The sequence below is a fragment of the Bradyrhizobium sp. 35 genome (genome assembly GCF_023073215.1).
Taxonomy (GTDB): Bacteria; Pseudomonadota; Alphaproteobacteria; order Rhizobiales; family Xanthobacteraceae; genus Bradyrhizobium; species Bradyrhizobium canariense_D.
Genome location: NZ_JADPJC010000157.1, coordinates 330,316 through 353,459 on the forward strand (window position 1 = coordinate 330,316; position 23,144 = coordinate 353,459).

Sequence of the window (23,144 nt, forward strand, 5' to 3'; positions counted from 1 at the left end):
ACGGCGCACGAACCACAATGGATAACTCTCCGGCATCAGCTGCAAGAACCGACTTCATAAACAACCGCACCCCGAAGCGCCGGCCTTCTTTGCTGCTTCGTCGGCGGCGCAACAGGCCGTTGATTCCTGCTTCGCCGGCCCACCGCAACATCCTGATACGGCGCCGGCGGCTTCGACGCCGCCGCGCGTGCAGACGCCGGTCTCCGGTAGCACGAGCTCCACCCTTGCGGCGGCTTTCTTGTCGCCGGCGAGATCGGCCGCAATCGAGCGCACCTGCTCATATCCTGTCATCATGAGAAAGGTTGGCGCGCGACCATACGACTTCATGCCCGCCATGTAGAAGCCCGGCTCTTCGTGCGCGAGCTCGCGGGCGCCGTGCGGGCGCACGGTGCCGCAGCTGTGCTCGTTAGGATCGATCAGCGGCGCCAGGGCGACCGGCGCCTCGATGGCGGGATCGAGCCGCAGGCGCAATTCGGACAGGAACGAAAAGTCGGGACGAAAGCCCGTCGAGACGATCAGCTCGTCCACGATCACGCTTCGCGCACCACCATCGGAGCCAGCCGCGATCTCGAGGCGACCTTCGGCCTCCGCCAGATGCGTGACGCCGAATTCGGTTTCCACCCTGATCTTGCCGGAGGCAACGAGCGCAGCGAGCGCGCTGCCGAGCTCTCCGCGTGCGGCCAGCTTGTCATTCCGGCCGCCGCCAAACGCCTTGGCGGGATCGGCGCCCCGCAACAGCCAGATGGCTTGCGTCACCGGCACTTGCTCGGCGAGATGCACGAGATCGATCAGCGTGCCCACCGCGGAGTGGCCAGCGCCGAGCACCGCAACGATCTTGCCGGCATATCTGGCGCGGCCGGCACCGCGGACATCGGGCATGCCATAGGCGATGTGGCCGGCACATTCACGCTCGCCGATCGCGGGCAGACCGTTACCTCCGGCTGGATTGGGCGAGAACCATGTGCCTGATGTATCGATCACGGCATCCGCGCGCAGCACTTCAGGACCTTTGCCGTTCTGGTAGCGGATTTCGAACGGCGCTTGCTCACGCCCCTTGGTCTTCGCCTTGTCGAAACCGACGCGGCTGATGGCCGAGACGCGGCTGGATGTCCGGATCACCTCGCGCAGCGGCGTCCGCGTCGCGAGCGGCGTCAAATATCGATCGAGCAGCTCGCCACCGGTCGGATAGGCGCTTGGGGCCGGCGAATTCCATCCCGTCGGCGCGAGCAGGCGCGCGGCGGCCTTGTCGACATTGTATTCCCACGGCGAGAAGAGCTGGACCTGCTGCCACTGGCGCACCGCGTGCCCCGCTTCGGATCCTGCCTCCAGAACGATGGGTGACATGCCACGCTCCAGGACGTGCGCAGCTGCTGCGAGTCCGACAGGCCCTGCCCCGATGATGGCGACCGTCTTAGCGTTCATTCAGCTTCTCCTATATTTCTAGAATCATCGAACAATATCAGCCAAAAAAATCACGCCGCCGTTTGCGTCGTCTTGCATCCGACCTCGTCGGCACAGCATTCCGCCGCCAGGAAATCGACGAGGCCGCGCATCGCGTCGAAGTTCGCGTGGCAGATCAGCGTCGTCGATTCCCGAACCTGGCTGACGAGCCCGACCGAGACCAGGGTCTTGATGTGATGCGACAGCGTCGACGCCGGGATCTTCAGCTTGTCCTGCAAGCGACCGACGGGCATGCCGGAGTGCCCGGCCCGGACCAGGGCACGATAGATCTGAAGTCGCGTCCGGTTGCCCAGGGCCTCCAGGCGTGCTGCTGCGTCGTCGATCTTCATGGCCGCCACGATGCGCCTGCCGATGTCAACTGTCAAACCATATTTCTAGAATATTCGAAATAACTATTCGATCGCCCACCATGGAATTCCGGATTGACGCGTTCCAATTAGTTCCATAACTCGGGATATATGGAAACAGAAGAAGCCGTCCTGGCGCTCGCCGCGCTGTCCCAGCCGACCCGACTGGAGGCGTTCCGAACGCTTGTCCGGCACGAGCCCGATGGCCTTGCGGCGGGCGATCTCGCCCGCCTGCTGGAAGTCCCATCGAACACGCTATCTGCCCATCTGTCGATCCTGACGCGCGCGCGCCTCGTCACCTCCGAGCGGCACAGCCGTTCGATCGTCTACCGCGCCAACCTCACCGAATTCCGCGACGTCGCGGTTTTCCTGCTGCGCGATTGCTGCGGCGGGCGGCCGGAAGTCTGCGAGCCCGTCATCGAAACCCTGCAAGCCTGCTGCAAGCCGAAACGAAAGGAGCGGAGCCGTGCCTGATCAATTCGATCTTCCGCGACGCCTCGCAGCCGAGGCGCTGGGCACGGGCATTCTCGTTGCCACGGTGGTCGGCTCCGGCATCATGGTCGAGACGCTGACCAGGGACGTCGCCTTGGCGCTTCTGTGCAACACGTTGCCGACTGGCGCCATTCTGGTCGTCCTGATCACGGTGTTGGGCCCGATCTCCGGCGCGCACTTCAATCCAGCAGTGACGCTGGTTTTCACCGGCAGGCGCGAGCTGCCGGTGAACGACGCCGCACTTTACGTCGTCGCGCAGATTGCCGGCGGCATCGCGGGAACGATGGCGGCGCATCTGATGTTCGGGCTGCCGCTGCTCGATTTCTCGGCGAAGGTGCGAACCGGGGGACCGCAATGGTTCGCCGAAGCCGTCGCCGCCTTCGGTCTCGTCGCGACGATCCTGGCCGGCATCCGGTTTCAGCGGACGGCGGTCCCTTGGCTGGTCGGCCTGTACATCACGGCGGCCTATTGGTTCACGGCCTCGACCTCATTCGCCAATCCGGCCGTGGCCATCGCAAGGTCGCTGACGAACACGTTCTCGGGCATACGTCCCGCCGACCTGCCCGGATTCATTCTCGCGGAGCTCTGCGGAGCCTTAGCCGCCATGCTGTTGATGAATTGGCTGCTCGGACAGCCCCAGGCGCGAGGCCCCATCCCAATCGCGGAGACAACCCGATGAGCGTCACGATCTATCACAACCCCGCCTGCGGCACCTCGCGCAACACGCTGGCGATGATCCGGCAGAGCGGCGTCGAGCCCGACGTGATCGAGTATCTGAAGACGCCGCCGTCCCGCGAAAAGCTCGTCGAGCTCGTCAAGGCCCTCGGCATCTCCGTTCGCGCGCTGCTGCGGGAAAAAGGCACGCCCTACAAGGAGCTCGGCCTCCACGACCCCAAATGGTCGGACGACGAGCTGATCGACCAGATGCTCGCGCACCCCATCCTGATCAACCGTCCAATCGTGGTGACGCCCAAGGGCACACGCTTGTGCCGGCCCTCGGAAGCCGTCATCGATCTCCTGGACAATCCCGTCGGCCGGTTCGTGAAGGAGGATGGCGAGGTGGTCGAGGCGCGATGATTGCCGACATGGCCTCACTCGCGTTTGCCTCGACTTAAAATTTCAGGGTCGTGCGCAATCCGAAAACCGAGGCATTGCGCAATGCCCGTCCCGGCAGCGGACTAGCCGGAGCCGTCGCGCCGCCACCGGGATGGACGATGTATTGAAAGTTCGGCTGAACGGTCCAGCCATCCTTGATCTGGTATTGATAGACGGCCGTGAGCAGCCCCTCGAAGCTTCGCACCGGCCAGCGCGGATCGACGAACCTGGCATAATCGGCGTCGAGCGTCTGGGCCCGTTTTGAGACATGCGCATATCCGGCGGCAATGCCGAACTTGTCGTCGGGGCGTGCATTGCTGAGCCCGATGAGCTCGACGCCGCCATCTGCATAGACATCGACCAGATTGCGGTCAGCCGGCGCGCCGGACACGCGTGCGAAAATGCCGATGCCGCGATCGTCGCTGTTCGGCATCCGATAAATCTGCTGCTCGAAGACCGCCCAGGCTCCAATATCGCCCGACAAGAGCCGCGGTTCCCCGCTGCTCGTTGGCGCGGCCAGCGAGACGCCGTTGGATGCGAAGCGCTGATCCCCGAACGATCCGAAATGACGCCAGCCACCGACCTTGAATTGGCCGGTCAAGTTCGGGTCACCCTTCCTGTTATTCCAGGCATATTGAACCTGGCCGAGCAGAAGCGGCGGATCGTTGACCCGGAAATTGACGCCATACCGGTTACGCTCCTGCGGATCGCCGGAACCGGGCCCGGCCTGGTCGCCGTCGAAAATCGCGCCAAGGACGGACAACTGGTCCGTCACGTTCCACAGGAGGCGCGCGCCCACGGCCGCCAAGGGCGGCGACGGCCCGCCGCTTGGCAAAGCAAGCGACGTGATCGCCGGCCAACCCATCGAGGCGTTGGTGAACACATCCGTGTACTTGGTATTGAAGAACTCGCTGTCGGCCGCCAGCTGCCCGAGCTTGAGCGATAGTTTCTTGTCGCCCCACTGCTTCTCGAAATAGGCCTCGTAGAGTCGCGTCGAGGGCAACGCTTCGATCCCGCTGACGACGAAGAAATTCTGCAGATTCGAGCGCGAGAGGCCTTCGCCGTGGATCTGAAACATGTTGGCGTGAAAGGTCAGCTTGTCGATGCCGACGAGTTTTTCGAAATCCAGATCGACGGCGAGATTGAGCCGGCCTTCGTAGACCGCACCCTTCTTCAGACCGCCGGTCGGATTTCCGAGCACCTCGCCGATATAGGTGGCCGCAAACTTCACCCCGTATCTTTGCCAGGGGTTCGGCAGCAGCCCGAGCGTTTTCTCCTCGATGGTGCTCTCGCCTGTATCGGGATCGGCAGGCTTGTCGTCGTCGGTTTTCTTGTCTTCCTGAGCCGCGGACTGGGCAGCCGCGACCAGGCAAGCCGCAATGATCAACGCCCGCATCGAATACCTGATTGCTCTGGCGGCCACGCTCACCTCCCGAGCGATCAATGACGCACGCCGCTGCCCGACATTCAAGCGGGCCGTCAAACGATGTGCGCCGGCGCGGCAATCCGATTCGCGCGCTGTGAACTACCGCATGCGCGAGGCGGTACTATGTTCACTTTTGCACTTTCGACCATCAGATCTTCGGGATCTTCGCCCGCTCCACCACGCCGATCCATTTGCTGATCTCGGTCTCGATCAGCGTCTTCATCTCCTCCGGCGAGCTGCCGCGAACCTCGCCGCCGACGGCGGTCTCCAGGCGCTGCTTGAGGTCGGGATCCTTGAGAGCGTCCAGCGTCGCCGCATTGAGTGCGGCGATGATGCCGGGCGGCGTTCCCTTCGGGGCCAGCAGGCCGGCCCAGGTGCGCACGTCATATCCCTTGATACCGGCTTCCTGAACCGTCGGCACGTCGGGCAACAATGCGGTGCGCGCCGGCGAGGTCACCGCCAGGCCGCGGATCGCACCGCCCTGAATCTGCGAGGCGAGCAGGACGGGGGTGCCGACGATCACCGGAACCTCTCCGCCGAGCAGCGCGGTGACGGATTGAGAATCGCCGCGATAGGGCACGTGCACGATCTCGACGCCGGCGGCTGCGTTCAACAGCTCTCCTGCGAGATGGTGCGTGCTGCCGAAACCGACCGATCCAAAGCTGAGCGCACCGGGCTTCTGCTTTGCCATGGCGACGAGCTCGCCCAGCGATTTTGCCGGATAGTCGCTACGCACGGCAATGACGAGCGCGTAATAGACCAGCGTCGAGATCATCTCGAAGCTCTCGGCCGGCTGGTAGGCGAGGCTCTTGTAGGTCGCCGCGGAAATGGCGTGAGCGCCGGTGACGAGCCCGATCGTGTAGCCGTCGGGCGCCGCCTTCGCGATGGCATCCGCGGCGATGTTGCCGCCGGCGCCCGGCTTGGCCTCGACAATGATCGGCTGCCCGAGCTTTTTCGAGAGCCCGTCGGCGATGATGCGCGACAGCGTGTCGGCCGCGCCGCCGGCGGCAAATCCATGCAACAGCCGGATCGGGCGCGACGGATAATTCTCCGCCGACGCCGAAGTGGTTGCGAAAAAACCGCCAAACAGAAAAATCGCCGCAGCAAGCCGCTTCATCCGTTGCATGGATGCGTCCTCCCTTTTGATTGTTCTATCGTTGGCCGCGACGAGGCGGCGTTTCTTCAACTCGCGTTTGATCCGCTACCGGGCGAACTCCGTGCATTCAGGCGATGGCGGCATGCCCCAGACATCGCGCGGCAGGCCGACCCAGACTTTTGGCCGCTGCGGTCGGTCGCGATGCCAGGGACGCGGCTCGAAATAGCCGAGCGCCTCGTCGGTCATGCGGTCGAGATCGAAGAACAGCTCGACCACATGCCCGTCGGGATTGCGGTGGTAGATCGCGGTGTTGTGCCCGGGGCCATGACGCACCGGTCCCCAGAGAACCGGCAGCTTGTGCCGCGCGAGATGATCGCAGGCCTCGTGCATGTGGGCGGCACCACGCAGCTCGAACGCGACATGATGCAGGCCACGGACGGGCGCGCGGGCGAAGTTCAGCGTGTGATGTTCGAAGCCGCTGCGCATGAACACGAAGCGATCCTCGATCCAGTCGGAGACGCGCAGGCCCATCATGTTCGCGTAGAACTCCGAGGCCGCGCGCGGATCGGGCGTAGCAAGCGCGACATGGCCGAGCTTGCTGACGGCAAGCGCTCCGATCCGCTCCTGCGCGGGCGTCGGCGTCCAGCCCTGGATCAACTCGAAGCGCGTTCCTTCGGGATCGCTGAACGACAGCAGCCTGGAAACGCCAGGCAGGGGATCGCTCTGAAGTTCGGGCCGCAGATCGGCCTGCTTCAGCGCCGCGCCGAGCGTCTCGATCTGGACATCGGGAGCTATCTCGAAGGCGATGCTCGTCAGCGCCGCGTGGCCGGGTTCGATCACCAGCGAAAGCTGCTCGGCATCGTTGGCGAGGAAGATGCGGTTGCCGTCGCGGCCGACGAGGCCAAGACCGATCACGGCGCGGTAATAGTCGAGCAACCGCTCGGGATCGGGCGAGGTAAAGCTCGCGTGCCGGAGCCGGGTGAAGCGTGCAATGGGTGCTTGTGTCGTCATCGTGCAGTCCACCCCCTCATGGCGTCATGATGATCTTGCCGAGCGCCGAGCCTTGCTCGAGCAGCGTGTGGGCCTGCCTGACCTCGTCGAGCTTCAAGACCGCCGAGATCGCCGGCTTGATCGCATTGCGGCTCAGCGCGTCGATCACGCTGCGCATGAGCGCGCGACGCCCGTCCCGATCGTGGTCGTAGATATGAAAGGAGAAGCAGCGTATCGCCGGGCAGATGTCGAGATGGTCGCGCATCGCCGCCATCAGGTTTTCTTCCGGCAATCCGGCGAAGGCGTTGTACGACAGCAGCGTCCCCCATTTGCCGAGCGCGCCGAGATAGCCCGTGAACTCGGGCCCACAGACGTGATCGAGCACGAGGCCGACGCCCTCGCCCTTCGTCAGCTCGCGGGTCCGCGCCACCACGTCTTCGCGGCGGTAGTAGATGACATGATCGGCGCCGTTGCCGCGCGCGAATGCGGCCTTCTCGTCGGTGGAGACCGTGCCGATGACATTCATCTGCGCGAGCTTGGCGAGCTGTACCAGCGCGGTGCCGACACCACCCGCCGCCCCGATCACCAGCACGCTCGCCGGTGCGCGCGGATGGCGGCACTCGTGCAGCAGCGCGTAAGCGACCTGGTAGTTCGACAGGCACACGGCCGCCTGCAGATCGACATTGTCGGGCAGCACGTGAATGGCGTCCGCGGGCGCGACCACATAATCGGCGTAGCAGCCGCCGCGCTGCGGCAGGTCGCGCGCGCTCAGCAGCACCTTCTGGCCGATCGCAAGCCCCTCGACGCCGGACCCAAGCGCGGCAATGCGGCCGGTGACGTCGTTGCCCGGATTGGCCGGCAGTGGCGGCATCCATTTGTAGACGCCACGCCGGATCAGCACATCGGGCTGCCCAACGCCGAACGCTTCGGCGCGAATCTGCACCTGGCCTGGTCCGGGCACAGGCACCGGAAGCTCAACCAATTCGAGTGCATCCGGCCCACCCGGCTGACGCACCAGCACCGCTCTCATGATGTCACACGCCTCCCCAGCCATATTTTCGAAAATCATACCGTTTACGAAAATTATTGCAAGATGGTCGTTGGCGCGGCATGTTGAGCCATCGATTCAAATGACAGAAATCATGTCCGAAAGCGCCATTCGCTCCCGCAAGGAATTCGGCAAGACCGTTGCCGCCGACATCACCCATCGGCTGCGCGAGGAGATCATTGCCTGCGCACTTCCGCCGGGCGAGCCGCTGCGATTCGACGTCCTGCGCGAACGATTCGGCGTAAGTTTCACGACGCTGCGCGAGGCGCTGACGGCGCTTACCGCCGAAGGCCTGGTCGACGCGCAGGAGCAGCGCGGATTTCGCGTGGCGCCGGTCAGCCGCCAGGACCTGGTGGAAGTCACCGATGCCCGGGTGCTGATCGAGGTGGAATTGATCCGCCGCGCGATCGAGCGGGGCGACGACGACTGGGAAATCGCCGTCATCTCGACCCTGCACAGATTGAAGCGAATCGAGCAGCGCGATCCGGAACATCCGCTGCGCGATCCCGAATGGAAGATCGCCCACCGCCAATTCCACCAGGCGCTGGTGTCCGCCTGCGGCTCCGCGACACTCCTCGCCATTCGCGCCGATCTGTTCGATCGCGCCGAGCGCTATCGGCACCTTTCGGCCAATTTCCGGCCGCGCCCACGTGACAAGGCCGGCGAGCACCAGGCGATCATGCAGGCCGCCATCTCGCGCAATCCGGATCTCGCGGTGCAACTGATCGAGACGCATATCCGCTCGACCGCCGACAACGTCGCGACCTACGCCGCGCACCTGCTCGATACTGAATAGGCGACACGGCTTTTTATCGCCGTGGGCTTGCGCCTCGGTCCATTTTCGAAAATAATAGCCAAGATCGAAAATGCCAACCTTTGAGGCGTAACCATGAAGCTGCTGTCGTTTTTGGACGGGAATCGGGAAAGCTGGGGCGCCGTTGCCGAAAATGGTGTCGTGGATCTCGGTCGCGCCCTGCCCCAGTACCCTGTTCTCGCGGACTTCCTCGGCAGCGACGACTATGCGCGGCGCGAGGCCATCGTCGCCGGGCACAAGCCCACAATGGCGCTCAGTGACGTCAAATATCTGCCGGTGATCCCGCGTCCGGAGAAGATCGTCTGCGCCGTGCGCAATTATCTCGACCACCACAATGAAGCCGTGGCGTTCGGGATGAAGCGCGAGATCACGGAATTTCCGCCGATCTTCCTCCGCGTCTGGCGCTCCCAGGTCGCGCACAACGCGCCGGTGATCCGGCCGAAAGTCTCGGACAATTTCGACTGGGAGGGCGAGCTTGCCGTGGTCATCGGCAAGGGCGGCCGTCACATCAGCCAGGCCGACGCCTGGGATCACGTGGCGGGCTATTCGATCTACAACGACGTCAGCGTGCGCGACTGGCAGCGTCACGCCCAGCAGATCGCCTCCGGCAAGAACTTCGTCGGCACCGGCCCGTTCGGACCATGGCTGGTGACGCCGGACGAGATCGGCGATCCCACCAAATTGAAGCTCGAGACGCGCGTCAACGGCGCGGTGGTGCAGTCGTCCGACACCTCGATGCTGATCTTCTCGATTCCGCGGCTGATCGAGTACAGCTCGACCATCTTCGACCTCGTCCCCGGCGACGTCATCGCCACCGGCACGCCGGCCGGCGTCGGCTTCACTCGCAAGCCGCCTGTTTTCCTCACGCCCGGCGATGTGGTCGAGGTCGAGATCGAGAACATCGGCGTGCTGCGCAATCCCGTCGTCGACGAAGCATAGCGCCTGCGCATGTCGTCTCAAGACGTGTCCCATGACATCCGCAAGACCGCGCTTAGCGTCGAGACCACCTGGCACGAGCGCGGTCCCCGGCTGGAGAAGCCTCTGCTGGTCGGGACGGCCATTGCGGTGATCCGCAATCCTTTCGCGGGCCGCTTCGAACCCGACCTGATGCCGTTTCAGGCATCCTTGCGCGAACTCGGGCGCGAGCTCGCAACACGGCTGATCGCGCAGCTCGGCGGCGCCGCGCAGATCGAAGCCTATGGCAAGGGCATCATCGTCGGCGAGGACGGCGAGCTCGAGCACGGCGCGGTCTGGCACGAGGCCGGCGGTCAGGGCATGCGCGAGGTGCTCGGTCAGCCCAAGGCGATCGTTCCGGCGGCGAAGACCATCGGCGGTCCGGGCACGCGGCTCATGGTTCCGCTCGGGCACATCCACGCCGCCTATGTCCGCAGCCATTTCGGCACCGCGGAGATGACGCTGTGGGATTCACCACGGCGCGACGAGATCGCCTTCGGGCTCGTGATGGCGACCGGCGGCCGGCCTCACGCGCGCATCGGAGGCCTCGCGGCATCCGCGATCTCCGCGCACGACGGACAGCGCTGACGGGCGCGATCAATGCGCGTTGCAGCGGCAACGCTCGTAATCGACGGGATCATGGCTGTTGACGATCGTGACGCGTTCGCCGTGGTTCAGCTTCAGCGCGCGCAGTCGCACCTGGTTGGCGATCCGCATGCCGCGGTCCATGTCGGCGCGACGCTGGAAATAGCCCAGCACCAGCGGCATGCGGGGCGATGCGTCGAGCTGGCCGTGATGGAAATAGCTGTCGCCGGCGTGCAGCAGCCATTTGTCGCCTGATCGCACCGCGATACCGCAATGGCCGAGCGTATGGCCGGCGAGCGGGATCATCAGGATGTCCGCCTCTGCGTCGCCGAGGGCGCGCACGCCCTTGAAACCGAACCAGTCTTCGCCGGCTTCGCCATAGAATGTCCAGCTCGGTCCATGGCTCCACTGCCCGGTGACATAGCGCCCTTCCGGCGGCGCCGGCTTGCGCTGCACCGCCATGTCGTATTCGGCGCGATGGACATGGATCGCGGCATGCGGGAAGTCCGGCACGCCGCCAGCGTGATCGCGGTCGAGATGGGTCAGCAGCACATGGCGCACGTCCTTGGGGGAATAGCCGAGTGCCTTCACCTGTTGCACCGCCGTCTCCGCCGGATCGAGCCTTGGCGCGGTCTGCCGCAGCCATCGTCGTCCCAGCCGATCGGGCGTTGCGATATCGCCAAGTCCAATGCCGGTATCGACCAGGGCGAGCCCGTCATTGGTCTCCACTAGCAGGCAATGGCAGACCATGCGGGCGCGCTGGAACAGGCTGCCGGTGCCGTTCACGAGGCGCCGCCCCATCGGGCACATCGTGCCGGTGTTGAGATGGTGAATTTTCATCGCGCGTTCCCTGCCTGTTGTGAGCAGAGCGTTCTTGTCATCGTTAGATCCATAGGTAAAATATCGAATATTGATAATATCTCTAGGCATATCCTATGGACATACGCGAACTCCGCTACTTCGCCGCCGTCTACCGCGAGCGCAACCTGACCGCGGCGGCGCGCGTCTGCTTCGTTTCGCAGCCGTCGATCTCCACCGCGATCACCCATCTGGAGGCCGAGCTCGGCACCACGCTGTTCATCCGGCACAAGAAGGGCGTCGCGCCAACCGCCTCGGCCGAGCAGTTTCACACGCTCGCCCGCCGCATCATCGACGAGACCGACGCGGCGCGCAGCCTGTTCAGGAGACCGAGCACCAAAACCAATGTGACGCTCGGCCTGATGCGCACGCTCGACGTGCCCCGGACGATCGCACTGCTCAAGCCGCTGACGGCGCGCGCCGACATCGCACTCCGCCTCGTCGGCAGCGACGAGCGCGCCGACGCGCGGATCATCTCCAAGAGCGTGCTGCGCGCTGACGAACATTTCGTGGCGCTGTGGAGCGAGCGCTATGTCGCAGCGCTGCCGCCGTCGCATCCGCTGGCCCTGAAGGAGAAGCTTCGCACCGCCGATCTCGCCGGCGTCCCCTTGATCGACCGCTGCCATTGCGAGCAAAGCGAGTTCTTCCGCCGCAACCCGCAGGCCCGACAGACCGCGGCGATCGCGCAATCAGAGGATTGGGCCATGGCGCTGGTCGCAGCCGGCGTTGGCATCGCCATCGTCCCGGAAGGGGTAGCGCGCGGCAATCCGGATGTCGCGGTGCGCGAGATCGAGGTCAAGGTCAAGCGCGAGGTCGGGCTCGCCTATCGCGCATCCGTGCCGCTACCGGATGCGCTGAAGGATCTTGTCAGCAAGCTCCGGAAGCAGCGGCGCAAGCCCGCGGGGCAACGATCGCGCGCCCGCGGAAAATCCTAACCCTTCGAGACGACCGCACGGCCGTAGGGCGGCTGGGCCGCGACCGGCGGGTTGGCGGTCTGGGCGGCGAGTTCGCCGATCAGGCGGTCGGCATCGGCGGCCATGCCGTCGGGCGCCTGGATCACCAGCCGCTCCAGACCCCAGCGATAGGACGACACGCGCTGTTCGAGGCACTGCTGCACCCACTGGATGATCAGCGAATTCTCCTGCATGCGCTCGACCGCGTCCTCCTTCTCCTTCGGCGAGAGGGAGGAGACGCGCGCCATGCTGGCATTGCGCTTCTTGTCGAGGTCGATGACGCGGATCGCGGAGGCGAAGAACGGCTCGAAGCGGGTGATGTCGTTGCGCACGTCCTCCATCAGCTGCGTATAGCGCGAGGAGTGCGAACGGTGCGGCTCGTCGATCAGCGTGCGACCATACATGGTGCGATCGAACACGATCTTTTGCCGCCAGGGCGCGGGCAGCGCCTTGTAGTCGCCGAACACGCTCTTCCAGGCCGGCCGCGACAGCGGCGGCTCGATCAGGGGATAGGCGAGGTCGCGAAGCTGGCGCTCCTCGTCGGTGAGCTGGAATTGGGATGGCTTCAGACCGACGCTGGAGGTGACTTCCGCGCCCAGCCAGCGATGCATGTCGTCGCTGCGCATGTCGGCGCGGGTCCGGCCGAAATCGCCGCCACTACAGGCGGCAAGCGTCGCGCCCAGCACTGCGAGCATGATGGCCGTTACGACGGGCCGGATCTGGCGGAGGTTCTCCGGCATTGCAAAGGCCGAAGGCTAGCGGCGACGACGACGGCGCCCCGGCGCTGTGCCCTGCTCCGGCCCGTGATCGCCGCTGGTTTCGTCGCTCTCGCGCTCGATGCGGATCACGGGAAGGATCAAAATCGTGCCCATGTCCGCGCGCGGAGCCACGTCCCCCGACGCGCTCACCCGGCGACCCGCCGGAAATTCGATGATGGTCCCCATATCAGCTCTCTTCAATTGCCGCGCGACCCGGCGCGCCTCTGCAACATGGGGATCATTAAGATCAGTTCATGGTTAACGGGGTGTAAACGTGCCGGCGGCACCGTAACCGCACGGGCGGGACCCACCGTCCCGTTGCGGCACGAGAACGCTTCAAAGCAGGCGTTCGGCTTCACGCCTCGTTTTCCTTAACGAGCCTTTAAAGGAGCCCGCGATAGGCTGCCGGCGAGTATCTCTTCCAGGTCGCGTATCTCTCCATGACCAAGTCGTTGTTTCCAGGATTCGACGGGCTGATGACCCTCTCCCGTCGCGAAGGCGTCGATGTTCGTCCGACGCTGCTGCGCGTGCTGACCGACCTCTATGTCCAGTCGAGCACCCACAGCGACGACGAGCAGCGCCAGTTCGTCGAGCTCGCCACACGACTGATCGACCAGGTCGACGACGCGACGCGCGCGGCCGTCAAGGCGCGGCTTGCGATCTATCCGTCGACGCCCGCCCCGATCATGCAGAAGCTCGGACTGTCGGCCGCGCAGGAGGGCCGCAGGGTTCCGCTCGCGCGCGAAATCCCGGCGCCCGCCTCTGCTCCCCCTCCTGCCCCCTTGCCGGTTCGCACGCCAAGCGACGCCGAGCTGCGCATGGCCTCGAACATGGCAATGCAGCCAACGGACGCGGCCGATATCCACGACATGTTCTTCCGCGCCGGCGCCCCCGAGCGCGCGCTGATCCTGCACAATCTGGCGCAGACCCCGCTGAAGGCGGCGCCGCGGATTCCGATCGTGCGCGCCAAGCGCGCGATCCAGATCCTCGAGATGGCGGCGATCGCGGGCGATGTCGAGAATTTCACCTCCGAGCTCGGCGACAGCCTGATCCTGCCCTCGCGCGTCGCAGCCCAGATCGTCGACGATGCAAGCGGCGAAGCGCTCGCAGTCGCCGCGCGCGCGCTCGACATGCCGAGCCCGGTGTTCCAGCGTATCCTGCTGTTCTTCAAGCCGGAGATCGGCAACTCCGTGACCGACGTGTACCGGCTGTCGCGTCTTTACGATCGCCTCAGCGATCGCGCGGCGCTGGTGATGCTGGCCGCCTGGCGCGGCTCGACGCTCGCCGTCACCCGCGCAAAGTACCAGCCCTCGCTGCATGACAGCGAGCGCCAGCGCGCACGTGCGGGCGCAAGCCAGACGCGCCCGGGCGTGCAGCCCGGCTCCGCGCCCGCGGTGCGGACAGGGACTGACGGATCGGATCGTTAGGCCTTCGCCAGCTCGAGAAAATGTCGCCCGGCGCGGTCTTCGGTCTCGACGATCCAGATATCGGAGTCGAAGCGGATTTCCTTGGTCAGGCGCTCCTCCACCGCGGGCTCCGGCATCGGTTGCGGCGCAAGCGGCACAAAGAAGCGATCGACCGGCCGACCGTCGTCATAAGAGGTCTGCGGCGCCGGCACATAGAGCATCGCATTGCCGTCAAGCAGCGAGACCTTCACGAACACCGCACCCGCCTCCTCCGCGCCGCGACGCCGCACCGCGCCGTACACGCCCTCGGTCTGGCACCGGCGCAGATAGGCTGAGACCCAGATATTTGATTTCAAACGCATGGAGCGCACGATAGGACAGCGCTGCAATCAGCACCAGCCTTCGCAACAGTCACGACTATTCGACGGGGTGTCCGATCGCGGCACCGAGCTCGCGGAGCAGGCGGTCGGACAGCTGGCCGGTGACCTGCATCTTGTGCTCGCGCTCGAATTTCTGGATCGCGGACTGGGTCTCGGCGCCCATCGCGCCCGTGATCTTCAAATTCCCGTAGCCATATTCGGACAGCGCGCGCTGCACGCCGGCGATGCGCCGCGCGGCCGGGCTCTGCTGCACGGGGATCGGCGCCGGAGGACGCGTGACGGAGGGCGGCGCCGAAATCGTTTGCTTGACCAGATTGGTCATGGGATCGCCCGAGCGAGGCGTCGATGCGGTCGCCTCGACAGGCCTTTCAGGCGGCTTTTCCGCAGGTCTGGGTTCGGCACGAAACTCCGTCGCTCTCGGCTCGAGCGGCGAAGTATCGGCGCCGACGGGACGCGGACGCGGCAAGGGGTTCGACAGCGCCAGGGACGACGGTGCGGGAAGATTGATCACGGTGCCGAACATCGGCGCTGGATGCCGGCCGGTCTGCAGGAACAGCGCATTGGCAACGATCGCGCCGATGGCGGCAACGGCGACGAGACCGGCCAGGGTATCCTTGGGGCTATGCAGCAGCACGCGCAGCACGAGATTGCGCTCGGTCTCGACATCGATGACCGCGGCCTTGGCGCCACGGCGGCGCGGAGCGGCTTCGTCCTTGGCAGACTTTTTAGGCACTTTTCTTCACCAGAGCGGGTTGGTCCTGAACTTGGTCGTGAGGATGGTCCTGAACTTCCTGGCGTAGCACCGGCGTCAGGGTCGCGATCTTGCTCTCGCTCGCCTTGCTGTCGGACATCTTGCCATCAGAAGTCTTCATATCAGACGTCTTGGCTTGCGGCGTGTAGACGAGCGGCAGCTTGACGGTGACGGCAGTGCCCTCGCCGAGCCTGCTTTGTACCGTCAATTCGCCGAGATGCAACGCCACCAGGCTCTTCACGATCGAAAGTCCGAGGCCGGTGCCTTCGTGACGGCGCTGATAGGTCTTGCCAGCCTGGAAGAACGGCGCGCCGATGCGCTTGAGATCGTCAGGCGCGATGCCTATTCCGGTGTCGCTGACGCGCAGCGCAAGCTGCGAGCCCGAGACCGCGGCCGTTACGGTGACCTGACCGCCACGCTCGGTGAACTTGACGGCGTTCGCGACGAGGTTGAGCACGATCTGCTTGAAGGCGCGCGGATCGCCGGTCATGACAGGCAGATCCTGCGGCGCATCGGTGACAAGATCGACGCCGTTCTCCCGCGCCTTCAGCGCCAGCAGATTGCAGCAATGCATCAATGATGCACGCGGCGCGAACGGTTCGGACGCCATCTCGAAATTGCCCGACTCCATCTTGGACATGTCCAGGATGCCGTTGACGACCGAGAGCAGATGCTGGCCGGAATCGTTGATGAGCTGGGCGTATTCCCTCCGCTGGGCCGCGCCCAGCATCAAGGTCTGCTCCTGCGTGATCATCTCGGAGAAGCCGATGATGGCGTTCAGCGGCGTGCGCAGCTCATGGCTCATGGTGGCGAGGAAGCGCGTCTTGGCGGCGTCCGCCGCCTCTGCAGCGCTGCGCGCCTGATCGAACGCCTGCTCCCCGAGCTTGCGGTCGGTGACATCGCGCATCACGGCGACGACATCGGCCTCGCGCGTGGCATCACGGCCCATATCCTGATCGAGCGGGCGGCAGCGCATCTCGACCCAGATGAAATCAACCTGGCCGCGCTCAGAGCCGGCACGCTCCCGGCGCAACCGGAACTCGACACTGCGCACGTCGCCGCGCGCGGCATCGGACAGCGCCGTCAGATACGCCGGCCGATCGGCGACATGGACGCGATCGAACAGGCCGTGGCCGAGCAGTTGCGCGACGGGCACGCCGAGCATGGCTTCCACCGCCGGTGAAATGAACTGCACCGCGCCGTTGCGCTGATGCCTCGAGATGACGTCGCTCATGTTCCGCGCCAGGAGGCGGTAACGCTCTTCCTCACGCAACAGCAGCGCAACGCTGGTGCGCGCGAGCGATTCCGCTCCGAAGGCCAGACCTGCGGCATAGAGCGTCGCCGAGGCGACGCCGAACGCTATCAGCACGCCGCGTTCCGCAGCGCTGGTATCGCCAATCGGCAGCCAGCCGAGCTGGCTGACGAGGATCAGGATGCCGGCGCAGGACAGCGCCAGCAGCGAGGCAAAGGCCGCGACGCGGCGCGAGGCCGACAGCGCAGCTTCGAGGGGAACGACAACCAGCCAGATTGCGGCGAATGATTCGATGCCGCCGGTCGTCACCGCAACCGCCATGATCAGGCCCGAGAGCGCCAGCGACGACAGCACATGCGCGCCTTCGTAACGGCCGGTGCGCGACAGGAACCAGGACAACAGGATCGGCGCAATCAGCCAGGCGAAGGCTGCCACCTCGATCGCGCTCGGCGCGCCGCGCATGGCGAGATAGACCGGGAATGCGGCAAAGGCGGCTAGGCTGCCGAGCAGCCGCGGGGCCATGAAGGCACGATGGCGCGCTCGCGTCAGCGCGTCGTAACGCGCGGAGGGATGCAGCAGCGCATCGAGACAATCGCGGATGATACTCAAAACTGTCACGGGTCTCGCGCTTCGGCTCATTCGTCGGGAAGACGCGCCGGAACGCCTCCTTATCGTTGAGCCACCGTGTCAGAGCGACCTTAAACGAACACTAAGGCATCGCGGCGCGCCGCCGGACACCCCGTCATCGCAGGGCTTTTTAGACGATTTGACGACGTCATCGGCGAGGATGGTGAACACAGGGTTTCACCGTGATCCGCATGGTTTCGAAATGGTGGACGGGCGTGGCGGCAGCGCTCACGGCACGGACGTCAATCGAAAATTTACGACACCATCGATAGCAAAGATTCTTGAGTCAATTTTCCGCGAATTAAGCGGAAGGCAATCACTTGCGATTTATCGAGAGTTGCTAGGTCCGACATCCGCGGAGATCGCCGCGGCGGGATCTAACATACAGGACGCAAGATGCGCTTTCTGCTTCGCATCACATTCTGGCTCGGGCTGGTGCTGGTGCTCCTGCCGCGGGACAAGACGCCCGAATCGGACAAGCTGCCGCAGATCGGCGCTGCCGACGCGGTGCAGGCTGCGACCGCGGCCGTCTCCGACATGACCCAGTTCTGCAAGCGCCAGCCAGCGGCCTGCGAGGTCGGCGGACAGGCCGCCACCATCATCGGCCAGCGGGCGCAGGACGGCGCAAAGAAGATCTACCAGATCATTAACGACAAGAAAGAGCAGCTCGAGAAGCCCGACAAGAAGGCGCCCGACCACACCGGCTCGATCGCGCTGGCCGGCGAAGGCGATCTTGCTGCGAGCGAGGCGCCGCGCGACACCCTGTCCCAGGACGACCTCGCGCTGGAATGGCGCGGCCCGGCGCCCGCACCGGCGAATTAGCGCCCAAACCCTATCGATTTCGGCGCTTTGCGTCCCTATATTGGCCTGAACGGGAACTTTGGGCCAGCATGACGACGATCGACGAAATCAGGGACAATTTCGAGATTCTGGACGAGTGGGACGACCGCTATCGGTACGTCATCGAGCTCGGTCGCACCCTGGAACCGATGTCCGAAGCCGAGCATTCGGCCGAGAACAAGGTGAATGGCTGTGTCAGCCAGGTCTGGCTTCAGAAGCTGATTGATCGTCGCGATGACGGCGCGCCGATCCTGACATATCGCGGCGACAGTGACGCCCACATCGTGCGCGGGCTGGTCGCGATCGTGCTGTCGCTTTACTCCGGCCGCACGCCACAGGAGATTCTTGCGACCGACGCCATTGCCGTATTCGACGAGTTCGGCTTTCGCGACCATCTGACGCCGCAGCGTTCGAACGGCCTGCGCTCGATGGTCGAGCGGATCAAGACCGACGCGAAAGAGGCGCTCGCGGAAGCGTCGTAGAAACTCTACTTCCGCTTCCGCTGCTGCTGTCCCAGTCCCATCTGCTTCGCAAGCTGCGAGCGGGCCACCGCATAGTTCGGTGCGACCATGGGATAGTCGGCCGGCAGGCCCCATTTCTCGCGATATTGCTCCGGCGTCATGTTGTATTGGGTGCGCAGATGGCGCTTCAGCGACTTGAAGCGCTTGCCGTCTTCCAGACAAACCAGATAATCGGGCGCGATCGACTTCTTCAGCGAGACCGCCGGCTTCGCTGGCTCGAGCGGCGCCGTCTCGGTGCGGCCTGACGAAACGCGCACCAGCGCGCCATGCACCTGGCTGATCAGATTCGGAATCTCAGCCGCAGGCGTTGGATTGTTGCTGAGATAGGCCGACACGATGCCCGCCGTCAGCTCAACGAAATTCTTAGCCCCAGCATCCGACATCGGCCCCGCCTTTCTCCACCTTGCGTCTCACGCGAGAGACGACGCCAAAGTATTCCGTGTCAACAATACGTTCGGCTGAAATGGGACGACTAAGGAATCCGGGCTGATTTACTGACGAAGTGACAAGAACACCACCGCTTTACTTGTCTACGCTAGCCTTTGCCTGCACCAGATTTGCCTGCGCCCGCTCTCAAGCGCCGCGCTGGTCGAGGTGGGAGCGCAGCTCGTCGATCGAGGCAAAGCGCATCATCCCCTCAGGCATCTGGGCTTCGATCGAGCCATCGGAATAGAGCGAATAAGCCATGCCGTCGACGATGCCGGATTTGAGCACGGTCACAGGCGTCTGCTCGGCCGCAGCCGCAGGCTCGGGTGCGGGCGGCGGAGCAGGCTCAGCGAAGGTCGACGGCGAGCGCGGTGACGGGCGCCGCGCGGCGGCCGGCGGCTCCGGAGGCCTCATACGGTCCGGCTTCGGCCAGGCGTCGTCAAAGCTCGCAGGCGGCGTCTCCGGGGCGGCAGGCTCCGCCGACGGCTCGGCATGCGGCAGCGGCGGCAAGCCCTCGCCGGTCTTCGCTTCCGCGCGCTCACGCTCCTTGCGGGAGGTCGAGGCGAACAACAGGTTGCGCCGGCGCGGCGGTTCCGGAACCTCAGGCGGGCTCGGAGCTTCCGGCGCTGGCGGCGGCTCGACGCGCGGACGCTCGCGCGCGGCTGCTTCGTTCTGCCAAGGCGGCGGTCCTGCGGCCGGCAATGGCGGCGCCGGCTCCATCTTCTCGGCGCCCGCCGGCTCAGGCGCGGGGGCAGGCGTCCCGGCCATCCCGAGACCCGGCAGCACGGGCCTGACCCGAACGTCGGATGGTGCAATTGATCCAGCCAGCCGGCGGGCGATGCCCTTCAACTCCGCGACCACCACGTAGAGGCCGGCCAGTAACAGTCCGGAGCAGACGCCGATGGTACCGGAGATTATGAGGGTACTGCCGAGACTGAATTCCCTGACGGTGAAGCCGAACAGGATCGCAAGGAGGCCCGCCAAAACGGCGAAAATCCCCGCGATCAACAATGCCAACGCCATCGAACTCACCCCCGGCCGCGCAGCCATACGCGACACTCGTCACGCCACGATACCGTCATCCGGTGTTCCACGCCAACGTCGAATTATAGGCTGCGTTCCTAAAGGAAAGGAAATCAGGGACTTATTCACATTCCCTTCAGCTACGGCTCGCTACTTCTAGGCTGCTCTCAAGTTGGTCGGATTTGCTGCGTTGCATCAGGAATTTAGCCATAATGCCCAATTACTTGGTAATGGAACTGCGCTATAGGGATTCCGGGGAGCAGGCCCGCGCGCACCAGCAGGGCCAAGAGGGGATTCCGGGTCACCAATAGCCATGACATCCATCACGACTTCGGCGATCGACACGCCTCTGCGGCGCTCGGTTGAACGGACTTGCGACGATCTCGCCATGCTGGTGCTGGCTGCGGTCGCCGTCATTGCAGGCTTGACCTTCCGCGACTATGGGCTCGGCTGGGACGACTACACCCACGCCGAATATGCCGACCTGCTGCTGCGCTTGTTCGGTTCCGGTTTCAAGGACACCGCGGCACTCTCCTTCGCCAACCTCTATATGTATGGCGGCGGCTTCGACATGGTCGCGGCCCTCCTGCACAAGGTGATTCCGCTCGAGCTGTTCGAGACGCGCCGTCTGGTCGGCGCCGTCGTCGGCGTGATCGGACTTGCCGTGACGTGGCGGCTCGGCCGCCGTATCGGCGGCCCGCTTGCGGGACTTGCCTCGCTCTTGCTGCTCGCGCTCTGCCCGATCTTCTACGGCCACATGTTCATGAACCCGAAGGATGCGCCCTTCGCCGTGGCCATGATCATCCTGATGCTGGGCCTTGTGCGCCTCGCCGAGGAATATCCGCAGCCTTCGCCGCGCACGATCTTGATCGTCGGCCTTGGTGCCGGCCTCTCGCTCGGCACCCGCATCCTCGGCGGCCTTGCGCTGGTCTATGCCGTAATCGGCTTCATGCCGCTGTTCCTGGAGGAACTGCGCAGTGAGGGCCTGCGCGAGTCGGTCCGACGCTTCGCTCATGTCGTCTACGTGCTGCTGCCCGGCCTCGTGCTCGGCTATCTCGTGATGGGGCTGATCTGGCCGTGGTCGATCATGGAGCCCGGCAATCCCTTCGAGGCGCTGACCTACTTCTCGCACTTCTTCGAGAAACCCTGGAAGGAGATGTTCGACGGCGCGATCGTATCCGTGCCTGACATGCCCTGGTCCTATCTGCCGACGCTGTTCGCACTTCAGTTGCCCGAGGTGATGCTGGTGCTGACGTTCGGCGCCGTGATCGGCACCTTGGTTATGCTGCCCCGCCGCGAGGTCCCAGCCCGCCGCAAGACCATCCTGCTGATGCTCACGCTCGCCGCGACGCTGCCGCTCGCGATCGCGATGGTGAAGCGACCGGCGCTGTACAATGGCATCCGCCATTTCGTCTTCGTGATCCCGCCGATGGCGGTGCTCGGCGGCGTCGCCTTTGGCTGGGCCATGGAGCGCCTGCGCGCCAATCATCGCACCTGGCAGCCGGTCGTGCTCGCCACCTTCTGCTTTGGCCTTGCGCTCTCGCTCGCCGAGATGATCCGCCTGCATCCCTATCAATACACCCACTTCAACCACATCGCCGGCACCGTGCGCGGCGCCGACGACCGCTTCATGCTGGATTATTGGGGCCTCGCGCTGAAGCAGGCCTCCGACGAATTGCGCGAGCAGCTGGTCGAACGCCAGGAAGTGCCGCCGCGCAACCGGAAATGGAAGGTCGCCGTGTGCGGTCCGCAGCGTCCCGCCCAGGTCGCGCTCGGCCCCGACTTCACCATTGGCTGGGATTCCAATGCCGCCGATTTCGCCATGACGCTCGGTGAGTTCTACTGCAAGGGCCTCACCGCCCCCGTGCTGGTCGAGATCAAGCGCGACGACGTGGTGTTCGCCCGCGTCTACGATATCCGCGGCAGCAGCATTTCCAGCCTGCTCTCGATCCCGGCGCCGTAAAAATTCTTCTCTCTTGTAGGACCGTAGCCCGGATGAGCGCAGCGACATCCGGGGCCTATCAGGCAGCCCCGCATGTCGCTTCGCCCATGCGGGCTACGCTGGACTGCCGCGCTTTGTGTGCCTTGCTGGCAGGTCGCGGCAGGACTACGCTCCCTCCCTGCAACAACGATGTTCGGAGAGATCAGCCATGTCGCCAGCGGAAGCGCGCCTGAAGGAAGTGCCGTCGAACATGACGGAGGCCGAGTGGCAGCAACGGGTCAATCTCGCCGCCTGCTATCGCCTCGTCTCGCTCTACGGCTGGGACGACTTGGTCGACACCCACATCTCAGCGCGCGTGCCCGGCCCCGACCATCATTTCCTCATCAACCCCTACGGGCTGATGTTCGACGAGATCACGGCGTCGAGCCTCGTCAAGGTCGATCTGCACGGCAACCAGCTCTCCGAGAGCGAATACAGCGTCAACCCCGCCGGCTTCACCATCCACTCGGCGATCCACGAGGTTCGCGAGGACGCCATCTGCGTGCTGCATCTTCACACCCTCGACGGCACCGCTGTCTCGAGCAGCGCCGAAGGCCTGCTGCCGCTGAACCAGACCGCCCAGCTCGTCACCCACGACCTCGCCTATCACGACTATGAAGGTATCGCCCTCGACCACGACGAGCGGCCGCGGCTGCAGAAGGACCTAGGCGACCACAACCACATGCTCTTGCGCAACCACGGCACGCTGACGGTCGGGCGCTCGGTCGCCTCGGCCTTCGAGCGCATGTATCACCTCGAGCGAGCCTGCTCGATGCAGGTGCGTACGCGCGCGCTGGGCACGCCGGTCTACCCGGTCGACGATGTCGCGATCGACAAGAACACCGAGCTGCTCGCCAACCGCGACCGCGCCGAGCTGCGCGCCACCAACCTCGTGTGGCCACCGCTGCTACGCAAGCTGGACCGCGAGCTTCCGGGCTACCGCTCTTGAAATTTTCGGGATTTGGTGTAGGGTAACGGTCAACGAGCCTCTACGCCTTTTGGAATGAAACGCCGCCCAATTCCGGGCGGCGTTTTTATTTGGCCCCGTCATTGCGAGGAG

General features: G+C 64.8%; 26 protein-coding genes. 12 read left to right on the forward strand and 14 right to left on the reverse strand.

Annotated elements, in window-relative coordinates:
* Window positions 1-54 precede the first annotated feature (54 nt).
* On the reverse strand, window positions 55-1,422 hold the full coding sequence (locus IVB36_RS33885; protein ID WP_247394542.1) for an NAD(P)-binding domain-containing protein: 1,368 nt from the start codon (window positions 1,420-1,422) through the stop codon (window positions 55-57).
* A gap of 50 nt (window positions 1,423-1,472) precedes the next feature.
* Window positions 1,473-1,790: a helix-turn-helix domain-containing protein gene (locus tag IVB36_RS33890; protein ID WP_007593490.1), complete on the reverse strand. Its 318-nt coding sequence runs from the start codon at window positions 1,788-1,790 to the stop codon at window positions 1,473-1,475.
* A gap of 129 nt (window positions 1,791-1,919) precedes the next feature.
* Here IVB36_RS33890 and IVB36_RS33895 point away from each other — a divergent pair, with 129 nt between their 5' ends.
* From IVB36_RS33895 to arsC, 3 genes are read left to right on the forward strand one after another with little or no spacing between them, the layout of a single operon-like run.
* Window positions 1,920-2,282, forward strand: a complete 363-nt coding sequence (locus IVB36_RS33895) for a metalloregulator ArsR/SmtB family transcription factor (protein WP_085352280.1) — start codon at window positions 1,920-1,922, stop codon at window positions 2,280-2,282.
* A complete protein-coding gene (locus IVB36_RS33900; RefSeq protein ID WP_247394544.1) occupies window positions 2,275-2,979 on the forward strand; it encodes an MIP/aquaporin family protein in 705 nt (234 codons plus the stop codon). Before IVB36_RS33895 ends, IVB36_RS33900 begins: the two co-directional genes overlap by 8 nt.
* Window positions 2,976-3,377, forward strand: coding sequence for an arsenate reductase (glutaredoxin) (gene arsC, locus IVB36_RS33905; protein WP_018458501.1), 402 nt, complete (start codon window positions 2,976-2,978; stop codon window positions 3,375-3,377). The genes IVB36_RS33900 and arsC overlap by 4 nt, the downstream gene beginning before the upstream one ends.
* Window positions 3,378-3,411: 34 nt before the next feature.
* Here arsC and IVB36_RS33910 read toward each other — a convergent pair whose 3' ends face one another.
* The 4 genes from IVB36_RS33910 to IVB36_RS33925 all read right to left on the reverse strand — a co-directional run bounded on the left by IVB36_RS33910 (window position 3,412) and on the right by IVB36_RS33925 (window position 7,937).
* Window positions 3,412-4,791 (reverse strand): carbohydrate porin, encoded by a 1,380-nt coding sequence (locus tag IVB36_RS33910; protein WP_247394730.1) that lies wholly within the window; start codon window positions 4,789-4,791, stop codon window positions 3,412-3,414.
* Between the two features lie 178 nt (window positions 4,792-4,969).
* Entirely contained in the window at window positions 4,970-5,947 is a 978-nt protein-coding gene (locus IVB36_RS33915; protein WP_085395545.1) for a tripartite tricarboxylate transporter substrate binding protein, read from the reverse strand.
* A 75-nt stretch (window positions 5,948-6,022) separates the two neighbouring features.
* A complete protein-coding gene (locus IVB36_RS33920; RefSeq protein WP_247394546.1) occupies window positions 6,023-6,928 on the reverse strand; it encodes a VOC family protein in 906 nt (301 codons plus the stop codon).
* Between the two features lie 16 nt (window positions 6,929-6,944).
* A complete protein-coding gene (locus IVB36_RS33925; RefSeq protein WP_247394548.1) occupies window positions 6,945-7,937 on the reverse strand; it encodes a zinc-dependent alcohol dehydrogenase family protein in 993 nt (330 codons plus the stop codon).
* A gap of 112 nt (window positions 7,938-8,049) precedes the next feature.
* On the opposite strand from IVB36_RS33925, the gene IVB36_RS33930 reads away from it, so the two are divergent.
* From IVB36_RS33930 to IVB36_RS33940, 3 genes are all read left to right on the forward strand, one after another.
* Window positions 8,050-8,751, forward strand: coding sequence for an FCD domain-containing protein (locus IVB36_RS33930; protein WP_085362374.1), 702 nt, complete (start codon window positions 8,050-8,052; stop codon window positions 8,749-8,751).
* Window positions 8,752-8,844: 93 nt separating this feature from the next.
* Window positions 8,845-9,708 (forward strand): fumarylacetoacetate hydrolase family protein, encoded by an 864-nt coding sequence (locus IVB36_RS33935; protein WP_085362373.1) that lies wholly within the window; start codon window positions 8,845-8,847, stop codon window positions 9,706-9,708.
* Window positions 9,709-9,717: 9 nt separating this feature from the next.
* The gene (locus IVB36_RS33940; protein ID WP_018458494.1) at window positions 9,718-10,311 is read left to right on the forward strand and encodes an amino acid synthesis family protein; all 594 of its coding nucleotides are present in this window, start codon (window positions 9,718-9,720) and stop codon (window positions 10,309-10,311) included.
* A 9-nt stretch (window positions 10,312-10,320) separates the two neighbouring features.
* On the opposite strand, the gene IVB36_RS33945 is transcribed toward IVB36_RS33940, so the two are convergent.
* Window positions 10,321-11,148 carry an MBL fold metallo-hydrolase gene (locus IVB36_RS33945; protein WP_026233595.1) on the reverse strand — a complete coding sequence of 276 codons (828 nt, stop codon included), beginning with the start codon at window positions 11,146-11,148 and terminating at the stop codon, window positions 10,321-10,323.
* A 95-nt stretch (window positions 11,149-11,243) separates the two neighbouring features.
* Here IVB36_RS33945 and IVB36_RS33950 point away from each other — a divergent pair, with 95 nt between their 5' ends.
* Window positions 11,244-12,101, forward strand: coding sequence for a LysR family transcriptional regulator (locus tag IVB36_RS33950; RefSeq protein ID WP_018458492.1), 858 nt, complete (start codon window positions 11,244-11,246; stop codon window positions 12,099-12,101).
* Here the strand turns inward: IVB36_RS33950 and IVB36_RS33955 are convergent.
* Together IVB36_RS33955 and IVB36_RS33960 are read right to left on the reverse strand one after the other, a co-directional pair.
* Window positions 12,098-12,859, reverse strand: a complete 762-nt coding sequence (locus tag IVB36_RS33955) for a hypothetical protein (RefSeq protein WP_085362372.1) — start codon at window positions 12,857-12,859, stop codon at window positions 12,098-12,100. The two genes, IVB36_RS33950 and IVB36_RS33955, sit on opposite strands and share 4 nt — an antisense overlap.
* 15 nt (window positions 12,860-12,874) lie before the next feature.
* Window positions 12,875-13,063, reverse strand: coding sequence for a hypothetical protein (locus tag IVB36_RS33960; RefSeq protein ID WP_027516916.1), 189 nt, complete (start codon window positions 13,061-13,063; stop codon window positions 12,875-12,877).
* Window positions 13,064-13,317: 254 nt separating this feature from the next.
* Between IVB36_RS33960 and IVB36_RS33965 the strand changes: the two genes are divergently transcribed.
* Window positions 13,318-14,304 (forward strand): DUF2336 domain-containing protein, encoded by a 987-nt coding sequence (locus IVB36_RS33965; protein WP_085352274.1) that lies wholly within the window; start codon window positions 13,318-13,320, stop codon window positions 14,302-14,304.
* Here IVB36_RS33965 and IVB36_RS33970 read toward each other — a convergent pair.
* From IVB36_RS33970 to IVB36_RS33980, 3 genes are read right to left on the reverse strand one after another with little or no spacing between them, the layout of a single operon-like run.
* Window positions 14,301-14,645, reverse strand: a complete 345-nt coding sequence (locus IVB36_RS33970) for a DUF1491 family protein (protein WP_018458488.1) — start codon at window positions 14,643-14,645, stop codon at window positions 14,301-14,303. The two genes, IVB36_RS33965 and IVB36_RS33970, sit on opposite strands and share 4 nt — an antisense overlap.
* Before the next feature lie 55 nt (window positions 14,646-14,700).
* Window positions 14,701-15,396 carry a peptidoglycan-binding domain-containing protein gene (locus IVB36_RS33975; RefSeq protein ID WP_018458487.1) on the reverse strand — a complete coding sequence of 232 codons (696 nt, stop codon included), beginning with the start codon at window positions 15,394-15,396 and terminating at the stop codon, window positions 14,701-14,703.
* Complete coding sequence (locus tag IVB36_RS33980) at window positions 15,389-17,305, reverse strand: PAS domain-containing sensor histidine kinase (protein WP_247370952.1); 1,917 nt, start codon at window positions 17,303-17,305, stop codon at window positions 15,389-15,391. The genes IVB36_RS33975 and IVB36_RS33980 overlap by 8 nt, the downstream gene beginning before the upstream one ends.
* 384 nt (window positions 17,306-17,689) lie before the next feature.
* Here IVB36_RS33980 and IVB36_RS33985 point away from each other — a divergent pair, with 384 nt between their 5' ends.
* Window positions 17,690-18,115: a DUF5330 domain-containing protein gene (locus tag IVB36_RS33985; protein ID WP_247394550.1), complete on the forward strand. Its 426-nt coding sequence runs from the start codon at window positions 17,690-17,692 to the stop codon at window positions 18,113-18,115.
* Between the two features lie 68 nt (window positions 18,116-18,183).
* Window positions 18,184-18,615, forward strand: a complete 432-nt coding sequence (locus tag IVB36_RS33990; RefSeq protein ID WP_018456863.1) for a SufE family protein — start codon at window positions 18,184-18,186, stop codon at window positions 18,613-18,615.
* A 5-nt stretch (window positions 18,616-18,620) separates the two neighbouring features.
* Here the strand turns inward: IVB36_RS33990 and IVB36_RS33995 are convergent, their stop codons facing one another.
* Together IVB36_RS33995 and IVB36_RS34000 are read right to left on the reverse strand one after the other, a co-directional pair.
* Window positions 18,621-19,037, reverse strand: coding sequence for a MucR family transcriptional regulator (locus IVB36_RS33995; RefSeq protein WP_018456864.1), 417 nt, complete (start codon window positions 19,035-19,037; stop codon window positions 18,621-18,623).
* 190 nt (window positions 19,038-19,227) lie between these two features.
* Window positions 19,228-20,103 carry a DUF308 domain-containing protein gene (locus tag IVB36_RS34000; protein ID WP_247394552.1) on the reverse strand — a complete coding sequence of 292 codons (876 nt, stop codon included), beginning with the start codon at window positions 20,101-20,103 and terminating at the stop codon, window positions 19,228-19,230.
* Window positions 20,104-20,416: 313 nt separating this feature from the next.
* On the opposite strand from IVB36_RS34000, the gene IVB36_RS34005 reads away from it, so the two are divergent.
* Together IVB36_RS34005 and IVB36_RS34010 are read left to right on the forward strand one after the other, a co-directional pair.
* A complete protein-coding gene (locus IVB36_RS34005) occupies window positions 20,417-22,066 on the forward strand; it encodes a glycosyltransferase family 39 protein (RefSeq protein WP_247394554.1) in 1,650 nt (549 codons plus the stop codon).
* 187 nt (window positions 22,067-22,253) lie between these two features.
* Entirely contained in the window at window positions 22,254-23,033 is a 780-nt protein-coding gene (locus IVB36_RS34010; RefSeq protein WP_018456867.1) for a class II aldolase/adducin family protein, read from the forward strand.
* Window positions 23,034-23,144 lie beyond the last annotated feature (111 nt).

Excerpts from the sequence above, each read along its gene's own strand:
- IVB36_RS33885 (WP_247394542.1), bottom strand. The coding sequence starts at position 1,422 with ATGAACGCTAAGACGGTCGCCATCATCGGGGCAGGGCCTGTCGGACTC.
- IVB36_RS33890 (WP_007593490.1), bottom strand. The coding sequence starts at position 1,790 with ATGAAGATCGACGACGCAGCAGCACGCCTGGAGGCCCTGGGCAACCGG.
- IVB36_RS33895 (WP_085352280.1), top strand. The coding sequence starts at position 1,920 with ATGGAAACAGAAGAAGCCGTCCTGGCGCTCGCCGCGCTGTCCCAGCCG.
- arsC (WP_018458501.1), top strand. The coding sequence starts at position 2,976 with ATGAGCGTCACGATCTATCACAACCCCGCCTGCGGCACCTCGCGCAAC.
- IVB36_RS33910 (WP_247394730.1), bottom strand. The coding sequence starts at position 4,791 with ATGCGGGCGTTGATCATTGCGGCTTGCCTGGTCGCGGCTGCCCAGTCC.
- IVB36_RS33915 (WP_085395545.1), bottom strand. The coding sequence starts at position 5,947 with ATGCAACGGATGAAGCGGCTTGCTGCGGCGATTTTTCTGTTTGGCGGT.
- IVB36_RS33920 (WP_247394546.1), bottom strand. The coding sequence starts at position 6,928 with ATGACGACACAAGCACCCATTGCACGCTTCACCCGGCTCCGGCACGCG.
- IVB36_RS33925 (WP_247394548.1), bottom strand. The coding sequence starts at position 7,937 with ATGAGAGCGGTGCTGGTGCGTCAGCCGGGTGGGCCGGATGCACTCGAA.
- IVB36_RS33930 (WP_085362374.1), top strand. The coding sequence starts at position 8,050 with ATGTCCGAAAGCGCCATTCGCTCCCGCAAGGAATTCGGCAAGACCGTT.
- IVB36_RS33935 (WP_085362373.1), top strand. The coding sequence starts at position 8,845 with ATGAAGCTGCTGTCGTTTTTGGACGGGAATCGGGAAAGCTGGGGCGCC.
- IVB36_RS33940 (WP_018458494.1), top strand. The coding sequence starts at position 9,718 with ATGTCGTCTCAAGACGTGTCCCATGACATCCGCAAGACCGCGCTTAGC.
- IVB36_RS33945 (WP_026233595.1), bottom strand. The coding sequence starts at position 11,148 with ATGAAAATTCACCATCTCAACACCGGCACGATGTGCCCGATGGGGCGG.
- IVB36_RS33950 (WP_018458492.1), top strand. The coding sequence starts at position 11,244 with ATGGACATACGCGAACTCCGCTACTTCGCCGCCGTCTACCGCGAGCGC.
- IVB36_RS33955 (WP_085362372.1), bottom strand. The coding sequence starts at position 12,859 with ATGCCGGAGAACCTCCGCCAGATCCGGCCCGTCGTAACGGCCATCATG.
- IVB36_RS33960 (WP_027516916.1), bottom strand. The coding sequence starts at position 13,063 with ATGGGGACCATCATCGAATTTCCGGCGGGTCGCCGGGTGAGCGCGTCG.
- IVB36_RS33965 (WP_085352274.1), top strand. The coding sequence starts at position 13,318 with ATGACCAAGTCGTTGTTTCCAGGATTCGACGGGCTGATGACCCTCTCC.
- IVB36_RS33970 (WP_018458488.1), bottom strand. The coding sequence starts at position 14,645 with ATGCGTTTGAAATCAAATATCTGGGTCTCAGCCTATCTGCGCCGGTGC.
- IVB36_RS33980 (WP_247370952.1), bottom strand. The coding sequence starts at position 17,305 with ATGAGCCGAAGCGCGAGACCCGTGACAGTTTTGAGTATCATCCGCGAT.
- IVB36_RS33985 (WP_247394550.1), top strand. The coding sequence starts at position 17,690 with ATGCGCTTTCTGCTTCGCATCACATTCTGGCTCGGGCTGGTGCTGGTG.
- IVB36_RS33990 (WP_018456863.1), top strand. The coding sequence starts at position 18,184 with ATGACGACGATCGACGAAATCAGGGACAATTTCGAGATTCTGGACGAG.
- IVB36_RS33995 (WP_018456864.1), bottom strand. The coding sequence starts at position 19,037 with ATGTCGGATGCTGGGGCTAAGAATTTCGTTGAGCTGACGGCGGGCATC.
- IVB36_RS34000 (WP_247394552.1), bottom strand. The coding sequence starts at position 20,103 with ATGGCGTTGGCATTGTTGATCGCGGGGATTTTCGCCGTTTTGGCGGGC.
- IVB36_RS34005 (WP_247394554.1), top strand. The coding sequence starts at position 20,417 with ATGACATCCATCACGACTTCGGCGATCGACACGCCTCTGCGGCGCTCG.
- IVB36_RS34010 (WP_018456867.1), top strand. The coding sequence starts at position 22,254 with ATGTCGCCAGCGGAAGCGCGCCTGAAGGAAGTGCCGTCGAACATGACG.